The sequence below is a fragment of the Chitinophaga sp. SVR4-12A genome, assembly GCF_056754765.1.
Map to the genome: position 1 here is coordinate 1,953,675 of NZ_JBPGWP010000001.1, position 22,013 is coordinate 1,975,687.

Here is a 22,013-nt window from a genome sequence, read left to right on the forward strand (position 1 = left end):
TTATGCCTTTACCACGGGTTTAGTGTTAAAGTTGCTCACCTTCCTGAACACGGCTTCTACCGGTGTTCCTTTCAGCAGGTTGTCGACCTGGTTATTGTCTACTGCCTGTTTTAACAGGGGCAATACTTCGCGGTATACGGCCAGTGTATGTTCGATATCAGCAGCTGTATGGGTAAAGCACATGTTATGGAAGCCTGACCACAGGATGCCTCTTTTGAACAGCTCCTGCTGTACAAAAGATTTTACTTTCAGCCCGTCCTGGCCAGGTGCGTCAAACACTACCATGGAACGGCAGTCGTAACCAATACAGCGGGTATATTGCTGCACGCCGGTTTCCTCTGCAATACGGTTATACCCTTCTCTCAGCAGCTTGCCTTTCTGCGCCAGCACAGCAGGAACATCTTTTTCGATCATTTCGTTGATAGTAGCTACTGCTGCTGCCAGCGACAATGCTTCACCGCCGAAGGTGGTAAAGAAGAACACTTCTTCATTGAACAGCTGCATGATCTCTTTGCGGCCGGTGAGCAGGGAGATGGGCATACCGTTGGCAAATGCTTTTGAAAAACAGGCCAGGTCTGCTTTCACAGAAAAGTACTCCTGGGCGCCGCCGATAGCGATCCGGAAGCCGGTCCACATCTCATCAAAAATGAGCAGGGTACCGTTGGCATCGCATACTTCCCGCAGCTGCCGGAGAAAATTATCTTTAGGCGCAGCGAATACAAAAGGTTCCAGGATCACACAGGCTGTATCTTCATCGATAGCCTCTTTTACGGATTCAATATCGTTATAGTCGAATGTGGATGTGAGGGATGCGATCTCCCCGGGGATACCGCTGTTACGGCTGGTAACTGCAATGTGCCAGTCGTGCCAGCCATGATAACCGCAGCAAAGCACTTTCTTCCTGCCGGTGAATGCACGGGCCACGCGTACGGCGGCACTGGTAACATCGGCGCCGGTTTTGCTGATGCGCAGCGCTTCCGCATTCGGGATAATGCGGTGCACCAGTTCTGCCAGGGTCACTTCCAGCTCATGCATCATGGAAAAAGTGATGCCGTCTTTCAGCTGCTCGGCGATTGCTGCGTCTACTCGGGGATAGCAATATCCCAGTGAAAGCGGCCCGATGCCCATGTTGTAGTCAATATATTCATTGCCGTCTACATCCCATACGTGCGCGTCCTTGCCTCTCTTCAGGTATTTGGGCGCTACGCCTTTGATGTATTGGCCGGGGCCTTTGGCCAGTGTTTGCGTTACAGGCGTCATAATTCCTACGGCGCGTGCATACAGCTTATCTGATTCAGTAATTACAGGATAGTTATCGTTAAATGAGATGGTGTTAGGCATGTTAGTTGTTTTTTGCATGAACAAGTTGCAGCTGTTTTGAAATGGTGGCAGCCATAGCATCCGGGGTGAAGCCTTCGTAAGCCAGCACTTCGCTGAGCAGGCCGGGCTTAAACCAGCGTTCTTTCAATGCGATCGGGAATATAGCGGCGGTGTAAACCTGGTTCAACAATGTTTCTGCTACGATGGAGTATAAGCCTCCGCACTGGAAATGGTCTTCTATTGTTACTACCAGGCGGCTGCGGTTAGCGCAGCGGAGAATGCAGGCTTCATCCACGGGCTTGAGGGAGCGCATGTTCACGAGGCCCACGCTCAGTCCTTCCTTTTCCAGCAGCTGTTTTGTTTCCAGTGCGTTGCCAAACAGGAAGCCGTAGGTAAGCAGCGTTACGTCTGTACCTTCGCTGATCACCTCTGCTTTGCCCATTTCGAAATCCGCATGCTGATAAGCGCCGGGTTTATGATTGATACGCACGTAAGACGGAGCGGGTGTTTGCCAGATGGCTGGCAGCATGCGCCCCAGGTCATCTTCATCTGCGGGGCAGAACACTTCCATACCGGGGATGTGACGCATCAGGGAAACATCTTCTATAGCCTGGTGGGTAGGGCCATTACCATCTGATAAAAAGCCGGGAATATATCCGCTGAGCTTCACCGGCAGGTGTGCGATGCCCACATCTGTTCTGATAAATTCAAATGCGCGCATGGTGAGGAAGGGAGCCAGCGCATGCGCTACCGGGATACGGCCTCGCAGGGCAAGACCTGCTGCCATACCGATCATGGTCTGCTCAGTAATGCCGGTATCAATGAAGCGCTTACCCAGTTGTTTGGGCGCACTGCGCACCAGCGCCCTGTTCTCGGCAGTCATTACGATGAAACGCTCATCCGCAAGAGCTGTGTGTACTAATAATTCTTCGTAGTTCATTAACGTACTGTTAAACTTTCGGATTCAATGAATGCTTCAACATTGCCATGCAGCTCTTCGAGCAGCTGTTGGATCTCGTTCTCTTTAAATGCGCAGAACCAGCGGTCGGCCCTGGCTTCAATGCTGGGCAGGCCCTTACCACGCACGGTATTGGCGATGATAACGCTCACTTTATTTTCGCTGAAAGGCAGCTCTCTGAAAGCAGTTTCCAGCTGTTCAAAATCATGGCCATCCACTGATCTTACGGCACAGCCAAATGCGGCGAATTTATCGGCCAGCGGCTCCAGGGGGATCAGCTCTTCTGTTCTTACATTGGCCTGGAACTGGTTACGATCTACCAGGATGGTGAGGTTGCTTAACTGGTAGGCATTGGCCACCAGCAGGGTTTCCCATACGGATCCTTCGTTCAGCTCTCCGTCGCCGGTGATGGCGATGATGCGGTTAGACTGATCACGCAGCCTGCAATCCAGCGCTACGCCTGCTGCCACGGCAGGCAGATGGCCCAGTGAGCCGGAATGAAACTCAACACCCGGTATGGCCCTGTTGGGATGCCAGTAAATGCTGTCTGAAGTAAGCAGGTGCAGTTGCAGCCTGTTGGCTTCAATGAAACCCAGCTCGGCCAGGGTACCGTACATGGCCGGTACATCGTGCCCTTTGGACAGGAACAGGTAATCGCGCTCAGGGTCCTGCAGGTTGTCTGGATCAAGTTCCAGCACTTCCGAGTAGAGGTATACCATTAGTTCCACGCAGGATAGCGAAGCACCTACAAAGCAGCCGCCGCCTGCGGTCATACGGATAATATGCTCCCTTACTTTTAAAGCCCTGGCAGAGAGCTCAGACAGTTTACTTTTATTCATACTTGGGTTGTCAGGATTTTAGTTTGTTGTGGTGTGATGGTCTTCAGTTCATCGAGGTGATGCCGGTACCAGTTGACACCAGCCCATTGCCTGTTGAGTGTATAGATATCTTTCCTTTCTTCGAGCAAGGCCAATATGTCTGTAACGGAGAACAAAGGATCCTTTTCATACAGTGCTTCGTACACTGCTTTAATGAACAGGTAATCTTCTTCGTAATCCATGGTAAAACGGTGTTCCATCGAATAATCGGGATGCCCTTCCATCACTACATTGCCGATGCGGTATTGCGCGGGGTGTTCCCATATATAAGGGGTAGTGTGCTCGCGCTCCAGCGGGCGGCGTGCATTGATCCATGCTTCCTGCAGCACATTGAAGTGCATGATCTCTACATCATTACCATCGGGATAGGTAGCGGGATGGAGGTTGCTTACATAATCATACTCACCGGCATTGTCCAGGTAAACGCTGATCACCCGGTCTATTACAGCAGGATCGATCAGCGGGCAATCGCTGGGAATCTTGATCACCGCATCTGCTTCATACATCAGCCCAACCTGGTAGTGCCTGTCCAGCAGGTCTGTGGCATGACCGCGATAGCACAGGATGTCTTCGCTGTTACAGATCGTTTCAATGATGTCATCCGCTACGTCGGTAGTGGTAGCCACTACGATGGTACCGGCCAGCTTTGCAGCGCGCACCCGGCGTACCTGTTGTACAAAGAGCGGGCTTCCCATCACGGGCAGTAAAACCTTACCGGGCAGCCGGCTGGAGCCCATGCGGGTTTGGATGACTGTTACAATGTTTAGATTGGCTGCTGGTGCATTGTGCATATGCTGATGCTTGTTGTTTGTGGTAGGTGTATAGAAATTCTGCTCTTGTACCCTTATGCTCTATATAGCTGCGGCAAATAGCTGCAATGTTATGTGCGGAGGCGCCGCCGTTCTGTATGGGCGCCAGCCGATGCAGTGTTGGCACATCAAAATAAGAATGCACTTTTTTACCCAGGGCAATACCCATGTATACTACGGTGGAGTATTGCGTGATCAGCTCTGCGCAGTTGGCGATCATATGCCCGGTATTGCCGTCTGCATATACCAGGGCGTTCGGCGCGAGCTTATTGATCTCTGCGGTAGCGCGTTCCCTGTTCTCATTAGGATGCAGCTTGAATATCAGCTGACGGCCGGCAGCTATTTGTAAACAATTACCGATAAAGGCGGCTCTGTCGTCACTGCGCATGGTTTCCCGTACATCGGAAGTAGCCACCAGGACGTAATCATGGTAAGGAAAATCGTTGTTATGATGGGTAGCTATGTTATCATAGTTAGGGATACCGGTAACAAAGATGCGGTCTTCTTCCGTACCAAAGCGGGCAAACTGTTGTTTATAGCCTTCGGAGGCTACACAATAAATATCGCAGATATTATTACCGCCGTTGAAGGCAGTATTCATAGCCAGTATAGGCGGTAGGTTCAGCCGATGTACTACTTTGCCCCAGGGTGTTACAGGATCGGTCATGCCTTCCTGTACAAACACTGTTTTGATCTTTCTTAGTCCCCTGGCTACCAGCAGGTCTGTACAGCAAACAGCCAGGTCATATTTGTTATTATATACGCGGGCGGCATAATCATTTGGCAGGCCATGTTCTGCTATGTAACGGTCTGACCGTTGTTTAAAGCCGCCACCTAAAATGGTATGATCCAGCCATCCGTTCTTCACTGCCCACCTGATGATCTTATCATCGCTGTATATCTGGCTAAAGAAACAATCATATTCCGGAAGCGCATTGGCTATCTGGTGCATTTGGGTAGCCTGGTTCAAGGATCCAACCAGGAACAGGATCTTCCTTTTTGACATAATAGAATCACTTTAACCGTGTCATGGTAGGTCAATGACAGGGTTACAAATTGCCCGTTCAGAACAATAATCAAACGTAGGAATTTTCACTTATTCGTTTAACAGGCATTATGGAAGATCACAATAAGATAATATTGCAGTGACCAGTATCTACTTGTACCATTGCAACCTGCCTACTGGTTAAAAGCGGTGATCTGATGCCTGTATTATTGTTTTAATAGCAAAAGCGTTCTACTTTTACATCAAAACAGATAAGGCATGGAATACACAAAGCAGTACACGGTAAAGGAAGAGCACATTGATGTACAGGGGATCATGGACGGGCTGTATTATCCATTTTACATGGAATGGTGCAGGCATGATTACATCCGCGAAGTATTAGGCTTTGACCTGGAGGAGCAGGCGAAGAATGGTGTGTTCATGGTGCTTTCGCAATATACGATCAAGTACCTGCGTTCACTGAAGAAGGATGACCAGTTCACTGTTACCTGTGATCTGTATGCGGATAAGGCAGGGCAACCACGCTTGCATTTCAAGCAAACTATTATGATGAATGGGAAGGTGATGACGACGGCTGTTTTTACGGGCACCTGTATCCCGGCGACGGGCGGAAGGCCTTTTTTACCGGAAGCTATTGCGCAGTTGATTGCGGAGGCGCCGAAATTGGAGTTTGAAGGTATAAAGTAAACGGGAGCACTTACTAAGCTCTCACTAAACACTTACTAAGCCTGCACTAAGCCAGCACTAAGCTAATCCCTTAAGCAGACATGGTGTAAAGGCCTTGTAGCAGTTAAGTAGAACAGTGCAGTTTTTGGACATAAGGTGGAGTTGATCAGGAGTTGAGTTAGAGATGAGATGAAGGGCAAGGGTAGTGGAAAATGGGGAGTGAGCGGTGTTTTTGGAGGTGATTTTACCATTTGAAAGTAAACAATTTGAGCATTTAAGGAGGCTCCGTTTATGACGGGGCCTCTTTTTATGGTTAAAATGGTGCATTTTGGGGGTGTGAGGCATGGTGGTGCAGGAGCTGGACGCTCAGGGGGCAGGGAAAGTGGTAAAAACGGTGTTTAATGAGGTAAAGACAATCATTCCCGTTGGGGCGATGGGGAGGGCGGTCCCTGGGTGCTGTCGGAGGAGGGAGATCCGGAGGAACGGGTGTTGCGGAAGGCAAAACGTTTACGGGCTGCTTTTGCGAAGTGTGCAACAGGTTTGAGCACCTGCTCTGCAGGTACAACCAGGTGGATAATATCGGCGGCCATATAGCGGCGGTCGTATGATGGGTATAAGACGCCATTAGTGGCTTTACAGGCCCGGCACTGGAGGGCTACCATTAAGGTACCCGCACCTTCCAATGGAACGTTTAAAGCGATGCCGCTAAAGGGCACATCTTCATTCAGGTCGATAATGGCGGTGGAAGCTTCGGAGCTTAATACGCACTGTCTTTTGAAGTCTATCCTTACGGCAATGAGGCAGACTTCCAGGTGGGTGTTGGCGCCTTGCGGGAGCATTTCCTGCGGAGGGATATGGAGCGTACCGTTTAACGTTAGTACGGGTGGGATGATGAACATCTTATCCAAACCGGTATGGCGGTTGAAATGGAAGCCTTGCAGGTCGGGGAAGTTGTTCCTGCCGGCCTGTATGAACAGTTTGTTGAGACGGTTCACGAGGGTGCCATCGCAGCGCATGTGCAGGTGGGGACGGAAAGCCTGACGAATAAGCTTTCCTTTCCGGCTGGCAATGCCGAAATAGCGGGACGCCCGCCGTGTGGCGGCGGTTTGTCTTACTTTGTCCGGCATGCTACGGAGGAAATATTTGCCGTTCCTACGGTAGCCTATGACGTTATCAAGTCTGCCGGTGAACTTGTAAACGCCGACTTGAGTGGCCATTGAAAAAGGGTTTATATGAATATACGGAAAAAGGGGGAAATGGAGTGTGGGGAGGGGAAGGAATTTGCTATCTAAAATGTATCTTGTCGTGTGAGTTTAACACATTATGAAAATTTTAGTAGTATGAGGCGGATGTTCCTTATCCTGCTGTTTGCTATTGTGGCCCTGCAACTTACAGCACAGCAAAAGACGTATCATAAATGCGGCTTAGTTCAAGTACATTTGCATATTGGTCTGACAGCTTCTTTTTCTGAGGAATTTCCGGCTTTAGATCTACACTAATCATCCTTTCATTCCTCTTCAGCATTTGGATATACCAGAATTCACATTTCCCATCTCCCACGACTGCATATTTGACCTTTTTAGGAGGTATTTTCTTACTTTCTCTCATTGCCCATAGAAATATAATAGTCCCCCAAATTAGGAATACCTCCCAATTTACCGATTTTATATGCGTTATATACATTGCTTGTGTCTCTGATTACCGAACTGTCAAAATCCGCTAAAGAGTATAGCTCTGTTGCACAACTTTCTTTTTTGTCAGTAAACCAAATTACATCATCCCTAAAAAGATCTCTGTTATTTAATATTTCCCTGTTATGCGTCGTAGCAATGATTTGAGAATTTTTAGAATTAACTAAGAAAGCAAGTATAAAATGAATAAACAAATCGGGATGCAACGACGATTCGATCTCATCTATCGGAGCAAAAGTTGGCCGGCTTATTAACAAGCTGAGCAAGCCTGCAAACCCGTAGTACCTTTGTGTGCCTTGTGATTCAGCATCAAAAGGAAGAAAATATTTTGCTCCTCCAACGGTATGTTCAAATTCGATCTCTTTTTGCCTTCTTTGTTTAATCCTTTCAATTTCCTCGTTCGAAAACTCGAATGCTGTAAATATATTGAGGGTCCCTTCGGATATTTCCTTTCCATCTTTTAATAAAATGTCCGAAATGTTTAAATCTGCCTTCTTCAATATACTAATTACGGTTGACTTATCTATTTCTGCACTGTCCAATCTTCTGGTGACGTAATCATCTAATCCGATTGTTGAAACAATTATAGACCTCATATGTTTGCTGAACCAGTCAATTACATCCTTTAGCTCTTTAAACTCTATGTTGGTCTTAAGAAATCCTCCTAAAACCGTATTATTCCAGAGTGTGTTTGATGCCAATGTTTTTTCAGCGGTCTTATCCGTTTTTATTTTGCTGCCAAAAGTTATTCTTGAGAATTCACTATCTAAATCGGTATCCCTTTTGAATATATTAGCTTTTGTAGGGTTATAGTGATCCAGTCTTTCCTTTATAATTGCGTTTCGGTTAAATTCAACCTCATAGTAGTAACGAATATCATTTTGTAAAAATTCAATTGACAAAATTGAATTTTGCTTTGGGGTAATTGGGTCGAAAAGGAAGGGGCTAAAGTTTAATTTATCTGTTTTCTTTTCTTCCGGGTTTAAAACCAGATCTCTTAAAAAATCAAGCGCTTTCAAAATAGTGGTTTTCCCGGACGCATTTGCGCCATAGATTAATCCAAATTTAAGTAGTCGTAGACCTTTCGCAGCTTCAACCACGTAGTATTCTTCAAGGTGGTCCGATTTTTCTGCTTCAAAAGACAACCTTTGTCTTTCTTTTACGGAGCCGAAGTTCTGCACATCAAAGGCAATAATCATCTTGACAACTTATTTAAAATTGTAAACAGAACCCAAATATAAGGCAGAAAATTGGATAAATTTGGATTATATATCCAAATAATGTAATCGATTTACATTTTTGACACCAAAAATGTACTTTTCAGTAAGACAAGGTCTTCCAGCGAGTAGCGCCTTAACGGGTTGGAAAAGAGCAGACCTTTGACACACGCCAAAGGCCTGCACCTTTCACTATCAGAACAACCAAACGCCATTCATCATAGCCACACCACAGGTAGTTTCAAAACTATTCACATAATTATCCGGTGTTCTGCGCCACCACTGTCCCCACATGAGGCCACTGGAATTCCGATAGGCCCAGGCTTCCGCTGCGTTATAGTTCAACCAGGCGGAATACGTGCCCTGGTAACCATGGTCTTTTACAAAGCGGCATGCCCAGCGTGCAAAGATGGATTTAAAGCCCTGGCAGTCTTCGTTATCATATTCATCGGGTAAGAGGCCCTGTGCGTTGCACATTACATTCTTCGTATAATCCATTGCTTTAGCTGCCATTGCCTTGAAGTTGCTGGACGGATAATAATTATGCAGCAGGCTGCAGGCGCCGATAAAAGTGCCCTGTGTATAGGTACGGGCGCCTTCTGTGATAACGCCTGCTGCATTCATAGCGCCTTTTACTTCACCGGTACCGGCTACGTATAATTTACTGACCATCCAATCTACGATCATCTTTGCTTTATCACGGTAGCTTACATCGCCGGTGGCCTGGTAGAGGTACATGGCGCAGATGGCGGCGGGTGCATTCACACAGGCGTTCTTGGTGTTGTTGGCGGTGGTCCACCATAAACCGCCGCCCAGGTTCGAGTCCCAGGCACGGTTCCATACCAGGTCGAAATTGTTCTTGGCCATGTCTTTCATACCGCCGTCGTTGGTGATCTGGAATGCGCGGATACACATCAATGCGCCCCAGATAACGTCGTCGTTAAAGCTGTTGGATGACCAGAGTAAACCGTAGGCATCACGCATACCGTTGTAGAGGTATACCATTTTGTTGCGGAGATCCGTATCGTTATGGATCAACACCGCATCGACAATGGTTTCGATCGCTTCTGCGGATTTCCAGAAATCCGTTCTGCCGGTATGGGTAATATCCGAATAGTAGTAGGCCTTAAAGGAAGGGCCATAGGTGCCATACTGGTGATAGAATGCATTATTATAGCACTGCATGGCCAGCAGGGCTTCGGCTTTTGTGGGCTGTGCAGATTCGACGCTTACCTGCCTGGTATCGGAGGCCGGTGTACCGCTTGTTTCGGAAAGGGTTGCTTCTTTTTTGGTACAGCTTACAAAAGCAAGCGTAAGAATGAGGATAGCTGGGATTCTCATGTGCTTAGTTTTTTGTGAATGAGGGAATTACGTGGAATTGGGTTTTTCCTGTCCATATAAGGACAGGTAAGCACATGAGAATTCCTTACAAGAAAAGAAAATAAATACCGGCGGCCGGCTACTCTGTCCGCAATGCTTTCAGTGGGTTGGCAAACCCGGCTTTGATGGTCTGGAAACTTACCGTTAGGAGTGTTACCAGGAGCGTGAGGATAGCGGCTACGACAAAGATCCACCAGGAAAGATCTGAACGGTACTGGTAAGCCTGCAGCCAGCTATGCATAAAGTACCACGCGAGGGGAATGGCAATCAGCAGGGAGGTGATCACCAACAGTACGAACTCCCTGGATAAAAGCTGCCAGATGCTGAATACGTTAGCCCCTAATATTTTACGTACGCCGATCTCTTTTGTACGTTGTTCTGCCACGAACGAAGCCATGCCGAATATGCCCAGGCAGGAAATGAAAATAGCCAGGATGGCGAAGAAGGCGGAGAGCTTTCCAACCCGCTCTTCCGCAGCAAATTTCCGCGCATACTCGTCATCCACAAATTTGTATTCGAATGGCTGGCCGGGGTTATATTGTTTATATACTTCTTCTATTTTCTTCAGCGCAGTGCCTGCATCCGTACCGGGATCTATTCTAATATTCAGCACGCCCACTTTCCAGGGAGCCATATAGAAAATAGCAGGAACAACCGGATCAAAAGGCGATTGCATCACCATATCTTTTACGACGCCGATAACGCGAAAGGAATAGCCCATCCAGCGTACTGTTTCACCCACTGGCTGGTTAAAGCCCATTAGCTTTGCTGCCGACTCATTCAATACAAAGCTCAGGGCATCGGCGCCTTCAGGGCCTGAGCGGAAATCACGGCCAGCAATGAACTGCCATCCAACCGTCTTTCCGTATTCTTTGGAGATGCCTACGGTGGCAAAGTTTTGCGTATTGCCCCGGCTCTCCTTGCCTGCCCAGTCAAAATTTGACTGTTCGTTATTTGATTCGGTTACAGGGGTGGAAGACTGGGCCACTTCCGCTACCGTACCTGTGTTGACCAGGTCATTACGAAAGGCGGCAAAATGATTGTAGATCTGGGGAGTAAGGGTCTTAACGGTGATCAGCCCATTGCGGTCATATCCAACAGGCCTGTTCTGTGTAAACCGTATCTGGCGGAACACGACAAGGGTGCCTATGATCAGTATAACAGACACTGAGAACTGTATGACCACTAAGGCCCTTCGCGCCAGCACCGCCGGCCTGCCTGCTCTGAATGCGCCCTTCAGGACCTTCACCGGCTGGAAGGAGGAAAGATAAAATGCAGGATAGCTACCGGCCATCAGGCCCGTAACAATACCGAAGCCGATACCGGCGAGCCAGTAAAGAGGATTTAACCATGGTAACACCAGCGTTTTACCTGCTACCTCGTTAAACAAGGGTAGCATCAGCCATACCAGCAATACGGAAAGGACCAATGCAAAACCGCTCAGGAGCAGCGATTCGGTGAGGAACTGGGCTATTAATTGCCGCTGCAGTGAACCGATAGACTTACGGATACCCACTTCTTTTGCCCTTTTAGCGCTGCGCGCTGTAGTGAGGTTCATAAAATTAATGCAGGCCAGGAGCAGCACAAAACCGCCAATAAGACCAAACAGCCATACATATTGGATCCTGCCGCCTACGTTCACGCCATTCCTGAACTGGGAGTACAAATGCCACTGCCGCATAGGATGAAGGAAGACAGCAGGCTTGAAGCGTTCATCCACATTGTCTATTTTCCGGGACTTGATATCCCTGATCTTTTCTGATACTTTGCTGATAGCTGTCTTATCTGCCAACTGCACGTAGATCAGCCAGCCGTTATTCCCCCAATTATTGATATTCTCTTTTACACGGCGGCCCTGCAGCTCCCAGGGCACGATAAACGATACGTTATTTAAGGTGGTGTTCAAGGGCAGGTCTTTATAAACAGCGGTTACCCTCAACTGTGCATCATCATCAAATTTCACCATTTTCCCGATAGGGTCTGCGCCTCCAAAAAGCGCAGCGGCAACAGATTCGGAGAGCATAATAGATGAAGGAACGCTCAATCCTTGTGGGGAACCTTTTACAATCGTTAATCCGAATAAACCCGGGGCGTCTGCCTCCATATAATTACCGCTTTTTACCAGCTTGTTCCCTTCTACTGCAAGAATATGGTTGTCGGTAACGGATGACATGACTACTTTCTTAAACTCGCTACCATAGGCAGTACGCAGTTCCTCGCCTAAAGGGATAGGCACCTTGCCTTGTGTTCTCACTTGGCCATTCAATTCCTGGTGCTGCATGACCTGTGCGATGGAATCATAATCCTGGTGATACCTGTCAAACGACAGCTCATCCCAGATCCACAGGCCAATCAGCATTGCCACGGCAATACCTGCTGATAATCCGGCCACATTAATGAGTGATTGCATCTTGTTCCTGGCAAGATTGCGGAAAGCGATTCTCAGGTAGTTTTTAAGCATAAGGGGCAGTAAAGCAATGCTGCCTCGAAAAACATGCCAGCGCTTAAACAGCTAATTTCCAGTTTATTAATTTTCGAAGTCTGGAGAAACTGTTCATTTCTGAACAGTGCATGACCTATTTCGATACAAGCTGCTTTTTCTCTTCCTCTTCCTGCTCCACCATCCATTGGGTAAGCTTGTATCTGGGCAAGAGTGCATCCAGCCTTTTCTTCAGCCATTTGGACACGAGCTCAAATACGATGAAGCCGATGATAATGGAGATGGCCCATTCCATCATGTTATAGGTTTGTTTATCTACCACTGTTCTACGGGCGGCCAGGCCCCAGAGATTTTTGATGCTGCGGGTAGTAAAGTAATGGGATACCAGGCGGGTGGAGATCATACCGATTACAAAGCCTATAAAGTTGCCGATGTAGTTATTGTAGACGTATTCCAGGAACTTCCTGATGATGCGGATCTTCATAGGCATTAAGATATATTATTTTCTTTTGTTAAGCAACTTTACAGCATCCGTACCATAAGGTACGGTTGCTATAAAGGATGAATGCCAGGGTATTGCAGGTCCATAAACCGCAGCTGTTCTGTTTCGCCTGCAGCACTGTTCCACCTTGTCTTACAAAGGGCACACGCAGGGTGTTCACCGTTAGCTTAGCGGGAGTAGTAGCAGCGCTATCCACTTTTACGCCTTCGATGTCAATACTGGCTGAGGGGATAGATACTTTCAGACCGCTGATCAGCTTTGTTGCATTGCGGCGGAATGCTACATATCCACCATATTCATCCACGGCAAAGCTATCGCTTTCGATGCGGGTCAGCGAAGCGGCGCCCCTTGCAGAGCTGATCACCAGCTTATCGTCTTTCAGTTCCACCAGGCCCTCCGTGATCTCACTGCCTTCCGTGAAATTGTACTTGCCTGTGTATTCATTTAAAGCGGCGTTCTGCGCGCGTGTTCCGAGCGCTGCTAAAAGCGCCATGATAAAAAGGACATTTTTCATCAGTAAATCCATTTAACGTTTTAAAAAAAGAGCGTGGAAATTACCCTGGCGGCACGATTCTTTTCAGAAAGAGGGATGAAATTATTGTTATGCTTTAAGCGCGTGCTTTTTTACCGCGCTGCTCCTGATGAAAAAGAATGCCATGAGGGCGCCTGCAAAGCCCAGCATGGCGGAGATCTTCATAATTCTGCCATAGGCGGCAATAAAACTGTTGTGATACAATACCCGGATCTTTTCCTTATCGGCCGCTTTGAGCGATGCGGGAACTGTGGCATTGCCTAATTCATCTGACTGCTGCAGCACTTCCTGCCTGGCCTTGTTGTCAAGCGGCAAATGAGTTAATTCGTTTTGTAGTGAAGCAGAAAAGAACAGCACCGCCATTGCACCAAAAATGGCATTGGCAAAAACGCCTGCAATACGAGACAGGGCATTGTTGATGCCGGAAGCGGTACCAGAGAAATGCTCGCTCACAGCTCCCATCACCGTTGCCGTGAGCGGCGCTACGGTAAAGGACATTCCAAGTCCTAATACGATCACACCTGGGAGAAAGCTGGAAAAATAATCCGAGGGCCCTGCTGTTTGCTTAACAAAAGATAAGAGCAGCAGGCCTGTTCCCGCTACTGCAGGACCAACAATAAGCAAGAGCCGGGGACCGATCTTATCTGCCAGGCTGCCTGCAAAACGCGCTAATAATACCATCAGTATGGTGAAGGGCAGAAAGGTAAGCCCGGACTGCAGCTGGCTGTAGCCCTGCACCTGCACCAGGTTCAGGGACAGGAACAACATACCTGCACCTAAACCGGCATACAAAAAGAAGGTAAGCAGGTTAGCCCCCGAGAAGCTGCGATTGGCAAAAAGCTGCAGCGGCATCATAGGATGCGGACTTCTCTTTTCAATGTAGACAAACGCTATCAGCAATAACAGGCCCAGGGCCAGCGATCCGTATACCTGCCAGTGGTTAAACCCCAGGGCAGGCATCCGTAGAAATCCAAACGTGAAGAGCGCCAGCCCCAGCATAACGGTAACGGCCCCTGGAAAATCCAGTGTTTCATCCGCGCTTTCATCCCTGGTTTCGTTTACCTTCTTCCAGAGGATCAGCATGGCGCCTATACCGATGGGAATGTTGATGAAGAATATATAACGCCAATAGCCCGCATCGGCCAGTGCTCCACCTAAAATGGGACCGCCAATGGTGACCACTGTGGTAAAAGCAGACCAGGTGCCGATGGCCTTTCCCCGCTCCTTTTCGTGAATGGAAGAGGAGATCAGGGCGAGGCTTCCGGGGATCATCAATGCGCCTCCTATACCCTGCAGCACCCGGAAGAAGATGAGGAGCAGTACACTCGGGGCCAGTCCGCAGGCAGCCGAGCCTGCAATAAAGATCACGATGCCAATCATGAAGATCTTCTTACGGCCCAGCTTATCACCAAGGGCGCCGCCGATCAGCATCAGGGAAGATAACATCAGCAGGTAGGCATTCAGGATCCAGAACAGGTCTGGCCCCGTTGCGCCAAGGCTTTTTTGTATGGAAGGCAATACCACATTCAATGCGGTGGAATCAATAAACGCCATGGCGGAGGCCATGATAGTGGAAACCATGATCCATTTTCCGGCGGCGCTTGCAAGGGGTACTGTAGGCATGAAGAAAAGTTTGCTACCTAAAGCTACGGGATTTATTTAGGGGAGCTTATAAAACTGTAGCCTGACGCGGTACACCCCATTGCTGTATTTACGTGTATAGGTGCCATATACGTTTGTATAAAGGCCTGCCCCGCCTGTGATTGGAAAGTCGTGATCAGGAGCGATGGTATCGCCGGGCGCCAGCTTAAATACGCCTGTAGCCGTGATAGTGCCTCCCAGGAACTGGAAGACCGTGGTGGTTACGCAGTCGTAATTACCGCTATGCTGGTTGAGGTACATGCTGGAGAATACGTTCTGCACGCTGGTGGTAGCGTCATTTGTACTATCGTGACAGATGGCCAGCGCCTGTTCCGTAATGCCTTTGTATACACCGGCGGTGGTTTGCTGGTGATCATACAGGGTATCGAACTGTTTCTGTATATCGTTCTGTGTATAGGTAAGGGAGATAACCGTTGGCGGAGTACCTTCCTGCTTACAGGCTGCAAAGAGCAGCAGTGCACTTGTGATAATAAAGATGGTCCTCATAGCTTGATATTCCAGGCTAAAATAGCATATTTTAACGTGCTGTGCTAATAAACTCAAAAGCAAAAGCCGTCTCAAAATTACTTTGAGACGGCCTCCTTTTAACAACACTTAATAGACATCAGCGGGATTTTTTACTTAGCAAGCTGGTAGTCCTCCACCTTCTCATGCAAAGGCGCTACAACTTCTTTCCTGGCGACCTTTTCGCTCTTCCGTTTTTCATCCTGCGTGCCTGTTTTTAACCGGTATATCTTAGTCTTTGCCAGCTGCGCCAGCTGGGTAATAGTTCCGGCGCTCAGTATTTCCATTACCGGGAGATCAATTCCTAATTTAGACTGCATTGCTACCACCAATTCAACAGACATGATGGAATCAAATCCCAGGTCTGCCAGTTTAGCTTCCGGCTGGAGCGCATCTGCAGCGGCGCCGGTGATTTCGGCAATCAGCTGCTTAATACCATCCAGCACGATATTATCCCATTGATCATGCTCCAGGGCCAAAAGATTGCTTATAAAAACAGACAGGGATTTGTTTTGTCTACTTTCCAGCAATCCTGCCACTCTCTTCCAGGTACCAGGGAGCGAATTCGTCATTTTATTCCAGTCAATATCGATAATGCCGATGTGGTTTTGAAAGTGGCTAATCGCTTCCCCCATTAAATTCAGGCCAATGGCAGGGTGAAGGGGCCTGTACCCGATATTGGCCACATGTGATTGCGCCTGCTGATTGCGTGCCAGCATACCCGTTTCACCAATAGCGCCCCAGCTGATACTGGTAGCAGGCAAGCCTTGCCGTCTCCTTTCCAGCACAAGGCCATCTAAAAAGCAGTTGGCCGTTGTATAAGCCACTTGCCCGGTATTGCCTGTATAGCTGGTTACAGAGGAATAACATACAAAGAATTTTAAGGGCAGTTTTTTGGTTTGCTCATGTAGGTGCCATGCACCCAATGCTTTTGGCAACAACACCTTATCAAAAAGGGCCGGTGTAACTGATTCAATGATACAGTCTTCCATTGCAGCTGCGGCATGTATTACACCTGCCAATTTCAATCCTTTATCCGATGAATGCAACACTGCTCTTTTTACCGAGGCAGGGTCCGTTACATCTAATTGGATAGTATAAACGACGGAACCGCAGGCTTCGATCTTTTCCTGGATATATCTGTCTTCGTTTGCTATGCGTCCGCTCCTGCTGCCCAATACCAGGTGCTTTACACCCTGTTCCGCCGCCCATAGCGCAGTCCGCAAACCGAAGCCGCCGCAGCCTCCTGTAATCAAAACGCTTTCGTTCTCAGCGAAGCTAAGTCTTTCGCTGGTTTCGGGTACTGTTTCCAGGTCGGGGTTGCTGAAATCAATCACCACTTTACCCAAATGGGTACCCGAAGCCAGCTTTTTAAATGCATCCCTACATTTAGCCCCGTCAAAAACGTCATAAGGAAGCGGAGGCAGCGTTTTAGAGATATAATCCTTTAGAAAATTCAAAAAGAACTGGCGGGCAGGCTGCGGCGACACAGGAAGTATCTTATCAAGATCAAGGGCAATGAACTGTATGCTTTTATTAAAAGGAAGCAATGAAAGCCTGCTGTTGCTGGTAATATCCTGTTTGCCGATTTCAATAAACCTGCCGAGTGTGCGGAGAAGTCCGAGGCTTTTATGCAAGGCAGGCCCTGACAGGGAATTTAGTACCATATCCACTCCTTTCCCATCTGTATCCCGCAGTATTTCATCGTAAAAATTCAACGATCTTGAATCATACACGTGCGTAATACCCATGGCTTTCAATAAAGCTCTTTTTTCACTTGTACCGGCGGTAGCATATACTTTGGCGCCCCTGGCCTGTGCTATATTGCACGCCGCCAATCCTACGCCACCGGCAGCCGCATGGATAAGTATACGTTCGTCACTTTGCAGGTGGCCCAGTTCAACCAATGCAGTCCAGGCAGTGTAGTATACGAAAAACGAAGCCGCTTCCTGGAAAGATACCTGGTCAGGCAAGCTGAATACATACTCCTCGTTAATATTAATATGTGTCCTTAAACCGTTGCCGATAAAATATACCCTGTCTCCTACCTTTAGTTGTTTAACAGACGGATGGACCTGCGTAACAACGCCGGCGCCCTCCAGGCCAAAATCAGTGCCGAAGAACGTGTTCTCCAGGGCAGCTTCATTCAGCATACCCATCGCCTTCATTACGTCCTTGAAATTGATCGAAGAAGCCGCTACTGCTATCTGCACCTCGTTAGCACCGGGTGCATTGATCTTCATGTTCCTGAAAACAAGGCTTTCCATTTTTCCTCTTTGCAGTATCTCCAGGCGGTATGGCCGGTTGCCTTTATTCTTTACCGGCCTTTGCGCCCTTTGGGGGAAACTAATGTCTTCTCTTACCAGGGCGCCCTGGCACCAGCCGGATGCAGTATAAATCAGTTCTTCTTCTTCAAATGAGCTTTGCAGTAGTGTTCTCAGGTCAGCTTCCGGCAGTGGATGCTGCAAATCGATCGTTTTTAAATGTATGTTGGGCATTTCCGTCATAACCGTTCTGGCAAAGCCGGTCAGCGCAGTATGATGAGGATTTATCTTTTCAACTGCAGGATTTAACTCATCGGCGAGGCCGTGTTCTATCAGCAGCAATAACCGCTGCAGCTGATCCCTTTTAACCGGGCTTTGCAATAAAGTGATCAACTGGTGACAATCATTCAGCATATCCGTTATATTGTTGCTGCCGCCACCTGCCAGGTAAAGCAACTGAAAATCCTTGTCCTTCACCCGCAACAGCTCAGCAAGCGGAATAAACTGAATGCGCAGCTGTGACAGCGCCGGAATCTTGTTAAAGGCTGTCCGATCTCCTGTTGCCAATAAAGTGGTGTCCGCATAATCATCATTGGAAACGAACCGGTACGTTGAAAAAGTATACTTATATATCAGGTTTTGCATTGGATTCAGCTCTTTGCCGATGCTTGCCTTTTTGCAGAAGAGCCCTTGCAGGTCAACCAGTACATCGCCTTTGTCATCCAGCAATTGCAGGTTGCCTGAGATGCTATTGTCGCTTTGCCCGGTAATCTCGCCTACACAGTAAACAATAGCGGGCAGCGGCTTAAATACCTTAATGACATCGATTTTAACAGGCAGGTAGGCCTTGCCTGGGTGGGTATTGGCCAGCAACAGCAAAATTGACTGAAAGGCGCCATCCAGGATCGCCGGGTGCACAACAGATTGCCCACTGTTTGTTTCACCTGCATTTTGCAAAGTAGCGAATACCTGGTTGTTGTTAAAAAATGAATAAGACGAAATGGTTTGAAAATGCTCCTTGTAATTTAACCCGATCGATACAAAATAACGATAGGCATCTGCTTTGGTAAACGTGTGGGGAAGCGCCCACAGCATATCCATGTCTTTGCGGGCTAAAGCAGCATATTTATCAGATACCCAGGCCGTGCCCTTTACATGGCTTGTCCAGTTGTCGCCAATTTTGGACGAAATCGAAAAATCACCTTCAGGATGCAGGGTAGTGAATAATTCCGGGTACTCCGCTTCCTGGAATGAAAGGGGTGCATTAAATTCCAGCTGCTCGACAATCACTGTTCTGCCGGAAAAACCGGCAGACATTACTGATAAGATGCTTTCCACATAACCTGCGCCGGGAAAAATGATCGTGTTCCCGATCTGGTGATCTTTCAGGTAACGCAAGGCCGGCCGGTTGATCTGAGTTTTCCAGCAGATACCTGGTCCGGCTATTTTTTCCTGCAAAAAGGGATTCTGGTTGTTTTCGCCCAAGCGGAAACTGGTAATTTCAGCCGCCTGTGCCCAGCAATATTCCTTGTCCCACACATAAGCCGGCAGCCTTATTATCTTACCTTCAATGCCGGGGTTCAATAGAACGGGCACTCCTGCACCTACCAGCTCCTCTATGTTTGCATAAATGGTCCCGGGTTCGTTGGCTTGCCGTTTTAATGTAAAGAAGGTGTTGGTACTTGCACCTGATGCTGCAGCAATCTCTTTGATGGCGCCAGCCAGTACGGGGTGCGGGCCGATCTCGATGAAATTAATATATCCCTGTTTCATCAGTTGTTCAAGTGTTTGACTGAAAAACACCTGCTGCCGTACATTTCTCCACCAGTAGTCTGCATGGTGTATAACGGTATCGACTACTGCGCCGGTAACCGTAGAATAAAGCGGTATCGCCGGCAGGCAAGGCTGTACAAAGCTGAAGGCCTCCAGCAATTCTTTTTCAAGCACCGCTGTCTGGGAAGAATGATAGGCTACTTCTACCCGAACAAATTTGGAAAAGATACCGTCTGCAGTCAATTGTCTATCAAGCAAGCTTAAACCGTCTTCTGTTCCGGCGACAGTCACAGATTGAGGGGAATTGATAGTAGCAATTTCAAGACCCGGGAATGATTGGAGGTAATCGGCTGCCTTCTCCCAACTAAGTCCCACTGCCAGTAGGGTGCCTTTACCCGCTATTTTCTCCAAGATAGCGCCCCTGTGGTAAATAATGCGCACTCCTTCCTCCAGCGTAATTGCTTTTGCGATCACTGCTGCAGCAATTTCTCCTACACTATGGCCTACTATCGCGTCTTTCGGAACGCCTTTTGCAGTCAGCATTTCACTCAAGCCCACCTGGATAAAGAAATTGGACGCCTGGGCAAGATCGTTCCTGGTGATTTGCGAAGCAGCGGCACTTTTTTGCATCTCAGTTAGCAATGAATAGCCGGCAATGGCAGTAAAGATCGCGTCACATTTGTTTAACGTATCCCTGAACACAGCATCATGCCGGTAAAGTTCCTGCCCCATACCATGCCATTGCGGCCCCATACCTGTAAAAACCCAAACCAGCCGCTGATCCTTGTTTGCTATCATCCTGGGATACTCTTCCTTTTGTATTTTCAATTTCAGGGCAGCCATCAGCTTTTCCCGGCCCGCTGCGTCTACAAGCCATGCAACATCATGCAGTGTTCTTCTTCTTGTTAACGTATAAGCCAGGTTGTGAAGTGACAAATCCTTTTGTTTTTCCAGGAGGCGCAGCAGGCTCATGGCGTTCTCTTTCAGCGCTTTGGGTGACTTTCCGGAAATCCTGAACTGATATATAGCCGGCTGTTCAGGTGCTTTAACGGATAAGGTTACATCCGGGCTAAACCGGGATAGAATCGCATGGCCGTTGGTACCGCCGTAGCCAAAAGAATTAACGGCAGCATAGGTTGGTTTGCTTTCCAGGTACCAGGTAGTGCCCTGAAGGGGAATTCGGATGTTTAATTCGGAAAACGGTATGCTTGTAGACAAAGGCCCAAGATTCATGTGCGGTACAATCTCCTGGTTTTTCAGCACCAAGGCAGCTTTAATCACACCGGCCAGCCCTGAAGCAGCTTCTGTATGGCCAATATTTGGCTTTATTGAACCAACAGGCAGAGCCTGGGGCCTGCTTTTTCCGTATATACTGCCTAACGCGCTCAATTCAATGGGATCACCTGCTTTTGTACCGGTTCCGTGTGCTTCCACATAATCAATTTTTGACGGGTGTATGCCACTTACTCTCAGTGCCTCCCGGATCACTTTTACCTGAGCATCCGGGTTTGGGAGCGATATGCCTTCCGTTCGCCCATCCTGGTTAACCGCGGTGCCTTCAATTACTGCATAAATGGAATCGTTATCTGCGATGGCCTTTTCCAGCGATTTTAAAACCAGGACGCCTGCGCCTTCTCCCCTTCCATATCCATCGGCTTGTTCAAAAAAAGCCTTAGACCGGCCATCCCTGGCCAGATATTTCCCTTTGCACATGTATATGCTTCCTGCCGGGTTAAGCATTACATTTACGCCACCTGCGATCGCCAGTTCTGCTTCGCCGTTCTTAATAGCCTGGCAGGCAAGGTGAAGGGCCACCATGGATGAGGAGCAGGCCGTATCAACGGTAACAGAGGGGCCCATCAGGTCAAAGGCATGGGAAAGCCTGTTGGAAAGTAAAGTAGCAGAACCGGCTACTGCGGTGTGTGTATTCATATACTGCAACGCATTGCCCGCTACCCGCAGCATCAGGTTATCCAGCATAAAACTGCCGATGAATACACCTGTATTTGTTTTCCTGAGCGCGTGAATGTCCAGCCCTGCATCGTCAAATGCTTCGTATGCAATTTCCAGGAGCAGCTTTTGCTGAATGTCAAGCGTCAGGCTCTCCCTACGCGAGAGGCCGAAAAAATTGTAATCAAAGTCGTAAATATTTTCCCTGAGGAATGCCCCCCTTTTTACATACATTTTCCCCGGCGCATCTTCATTCGGATCATAGAATTTGTCTAAACTCCATCTGTCTTCCGGAACATCGCTTAGCCCGTCGTCACAGTTCTTCAACAGCTGCCAGAAACTTTCAGGATCAGTGATATTCCCTGCATACCTGCAGCCAATGCCGATAATGGCAATTCTCGTTTTTTCCATAAAACAATTGGGTTAAATAGTGATAGTAAACAAATGATCTGTATGGACAA

The 22,013-nt window shown here is 48.1% G+C and carries 15 protein-coding genes; 1 reads left to right on the forward strand and 14 read right to left on the reverse strand.

The genetic code is table 11. The features are described 5' to 3' along the window. Genes ACR9Y8_RS07910 through ACR9Y8_RS07930 form a run of 5 tightly spaced genes read right to left on the reverse strand, consistent with a single transcriptional unit; the run spans nt 1 to nt 4,971 of the window. Nucleotides 1-1,359, reverse strand: coding sequence for an aminotransferase class III-fold pyridoxal phosphate-dependent enzyme (locus ACR9Y8_RS07910; RefSeq protein WP_481212703.1), 1,359 nt, complete (start codon nt 1,357-1,359; stop codon nt 1-3). Then, complete coding sequence (locus tag ACR9Y8_RS07915; protein ID WP_481212704.1) at nt 1,343-2,260, reverse strand: transketolase family protein; 918 nt, start codon at nt 2,258-2,260, stop codon at nt 1,343-1,345. Before ACR9Y8_RS07915 ends, ACR9Y8_RS07910 begins: the two co-directional genes overlap by 17 nt. Then, nucleotides 2,260-3,117, reverse strand: coding sequence for a transketolase (locus tag ACR9Y8_RS07920; protein WP_481212705.1), 858 nt, complete (start codon nt 3,115-3,117; stop codon nt 2,260-2,262). The genes ACR9Y8_RS07915 and ACR9Y8_RS07920 overlap by 1 nt, the downstream gene beginning before the upstream one ends. Next, nucleotides 3,114-3,893, reverse strand: coding sequence for a cytidylyltransferase domain-containing protein (locus ACR9Y8_RS07925; RefSeq protein ID WP_481212706.1), 780 nt, complete (start codon nt 3,891-3,893; stop codon nt 3,114-3,116). Before ACR9Y8_RS07925 ends, ACR9Y8_RS07920 begins: the two co-directional genes overlap by 4 nt. Beyond that, entirely contained in the window at nt 3,868-4,971 is a 1,104-nt protein-coding gene (locus ACR9Y8_RS07930; protein WP_481212707.1) for a hypothetical protein, read from the reverse strand. Before ACR9Y8_RS07930 ends, ACR9Y8_RS07925 begins: the two co-directional genes overlap by 26 nt. A gap of 258 nt (nt 4,972-5,229) precedes the next feature. On the opposite strand from ACR9Y8_RS07930, the gene ACR9Y8_RS07935 reads away from it, so the two are divergent. Continuing rightward, complete coding sequence (locus tag ACR9Y8_RS07935; protein ID WP_481212708.1) at nt 5,230-5,658, forward strand: acyl-CoA thioesterase; 429 nt, start codon at nt 5,230-5,232, stop codon at nt 5,656-5,658. A 395-nt stretch (nt 5,659-6,053) separates the two neighbouring features. Here the strand turns inward: ACR9Y8_RS07935 and ACR9Y8_RS07940 are convergent, their stop codons facing one another. The 9 genes from ACR9Y8_RS07940 to ACR9Y8_RS07980 form a co-directional block, all read right to left on the reverse strand. Further along, nucleotides 6,054-6,854: a hypothetical protein gene (locus tag ACR9Y8_RS07940; RefSeq protein ID WP_481212709.1), complete on the reverse strand. Its 801-nt coding sequence runs from the start codon at nt 6,852-6,854 to the stop codon at nt 6,054-6,056. Between the two features lie 377 nt (nt 6,855-7,231). Beyond that, nucleotides 7,232-8,527: an AAA family ATPase gene (locus tag ACR9Y8_RS07945; RefSeq protein WP_481212710.1), complete on the reverse strand. Its 1,296-nt coding sequence runs from the start codon at nt 8,525-8,527 to the stop codon at nt 7,232-7,234. A gap of 213 nt (nt 8,528-8,740) precedes the next feature. Further along, complete coding sequence (locus ACR9Y8_RS07950) at nt 8,741-9,886, reverse strand: glycoside hydrolase family 76 protein (protein WP_481212711.1); 1,146 nt, start codon at nt 9,884-9,886, stop codon at nt 8,741-8,743. 118 nt (nt 9,887-10,004) lie between these two features. Continuing rightward, on the reverse strand, nt 10,005-12,386 hold the full coding sequence (locus ACR9Y8_RS07955; RefSeq protein ID WP_481212712.1) for an ABC transporter permease: 2,382 nt from the start codon (nt 12,384-12,386) through the stop codon (nt 10,005-10,007). Nucleotides 12,387-12,501: 115 nt separating this feature from the next. Beyond that, on the reverse strand, nt 12,502-12,849 hold the full coding sequence (locus tag ACR9Y8_RS07960) for a hypothetical protein (RefSeq protein WP_481212713.1): 348 nt from the start codon (nt 12,847-12,849) through the stop codon (nt 12,502-12,504). Nucleotides 12,850-12,877: 28 nt separating this feature from the next. Continuing rightward, nucleotides 12,878-13,381, reverse strand: coding sequence for a hypothetical protein (locus tag ACR9Y8_RS07965; RefSeq protein WP_481212714.1), 504 nt, complete (start codon nt 13,379-13,381; stop codon nt 12,878-12,880). 87 nt (nt 13,382-13,468) lie between these two features. After that, nucleotides 13,469-15,022, reverse strand: a complete 1,554-nt coding sequence (locus ACR9Y8_RS07970; protein WP_481212715.1) for an MFS transporter — start codon at nt 15,020-15,022, stop codon at nt 13,469-13,471. Nucleotides 15,023-15,058: 36 nt separating this feature from the next. Then, nucleotides 15,059-15,547 (reverse strand): hypothetical protein, encoded by a 489-nt coding sequence (locus ACR9Y8_RS07975; protein WP_481212716.1) that lies wholly within the window; start codon nt 15,545-15,547, stop codon nt 15,059-15,061. Between the two features lie 131 nt (nt 15,548-15,678). Then, the gene (locus ACR9Y8_RS07980; RefSeq protein ID WP_481212717.1) at nt 15,679-21,963 is read right to left on the reverse strand and encodes an SDR family NAD(P)-dependent oxidoreductase; all 6,285 of its coding nucleotides are present in this window, start codon (nt 21,961-21,963) and stop codon (nt 15,679-15,681) included. Nucleotides 21,964-22,013: the final 50 nt, after the last annotated feature.

Bases quoted from the DNA above. Each gene is read 5' to 3' on its own strand.
- ACR9Y8_RS07910 (WP_481212703.1), bottom strand. From the start codon at position 1,359: ATGCAAAAAACAACTAACATGCCTAACACCATCTCATTTAACGATAAC.
- ACR9Y8_RS07915 (WP_481212704.1), bottom strand. From the start codon at position 2,260: ATGAACTACGAAGAATTATTAGTACACACAGCTCTTGCGGATGAGCGT.
- ACR9Y8_RS07920 (WP_481212705.1), bottom strand. From the start codon at position 3,117: ATGAATAAAAGTAAACTGTCTGAGCTCTCTGCCAGGGCTTTAAAAGTA.
- ACR9Y8_RS07925 (WP_481212706.1), bottom strand. From the start codon at position 3,893: ATGGGCTCCAGCCGGCTGCCCGGTAAGGTTTTACTGCCCGTGATGGGA.
- ACR9Y8_RS07930 (WP_481212707.1), bottom strand. From the start codon at position 4,971: ATGTCAAAAAGGAAGATCCTGTTCCTGGTTGGATCCTTGAACCAGGCT.
- ACR9Y8_RS07935 (WP_481212708.1), top strand. From the start codon at position 5,230: ATGGAATACACAAAGCAGTACACGGTAAAGGAAGAGCACATTGATGTA.
- ACR9Y8_RS07940 (WP_481212709.1), bottom strand. From the start codon at position 6,854: ATGGCCACTCAAGTCGGCGTTTACAAGTTCACCGGCAGACTTGATAAC.
- ACR9Y8_RS07945 (WP_481212710.1), bottom strand. From the start codon at position 8,527: ATGATTATTGCCTTTGATGTGCAGAACTTCGGCTCCGTAAAAGAAAGA.
- ACR9Y8_RS07950 (WP_481212711.1), bottom strand. From the start codon at position 9,886: ATGAGAATCCCAGCTATCCTCATTCTTACGCTTGCTTTTGTAAGCTGT.
- ACR9Y8_RS07955 (WP_481212712.1), bottom strand. From the start codon at position 12,386: ATGCTTAAAAACTACCTGAGAATCGCTTTCCGCAATCTTGCCAGGAAC.
- ACR9Y8_RS07960 (WP_481212713.1), bottom strand. From the start codon at position 12,849: ATGAAGATCCGCATCATCAGGAAGTTCCTGGAATACGTCTACAATAAC.
- ACR9Y8_RS07965 (WP_481212714.1), bottom strand. From the start codon at position 13,381: ATGAAAAATGTCCTTTTTATCATGGCGCTTTTAGCAGCGCTCGGAACA.
- ACR9Y8_RS07970 (WP_481212715.1), bottom strand. From the start codon at position 15,022: ATGCCTACAGTACCCCTTGCAAGCGCCGCCGGAAAATGGATCATGGTT.
- ACR9Y8_RS07975 (WP_481212716.1), bottom strand. From the start codon at position 15,547: ATGAGGACCATCTTTATTATCACAAGTGCACTGCTGCTCTTTGCAGCC.
- ACR9Y8_RS07980 (WP_481212717.1), bottom strand. From the start codon at position 21,963: ATGGAAAAAACGAGAATTGCCATTATCGGCATTGGCTGCAGGTATGCA.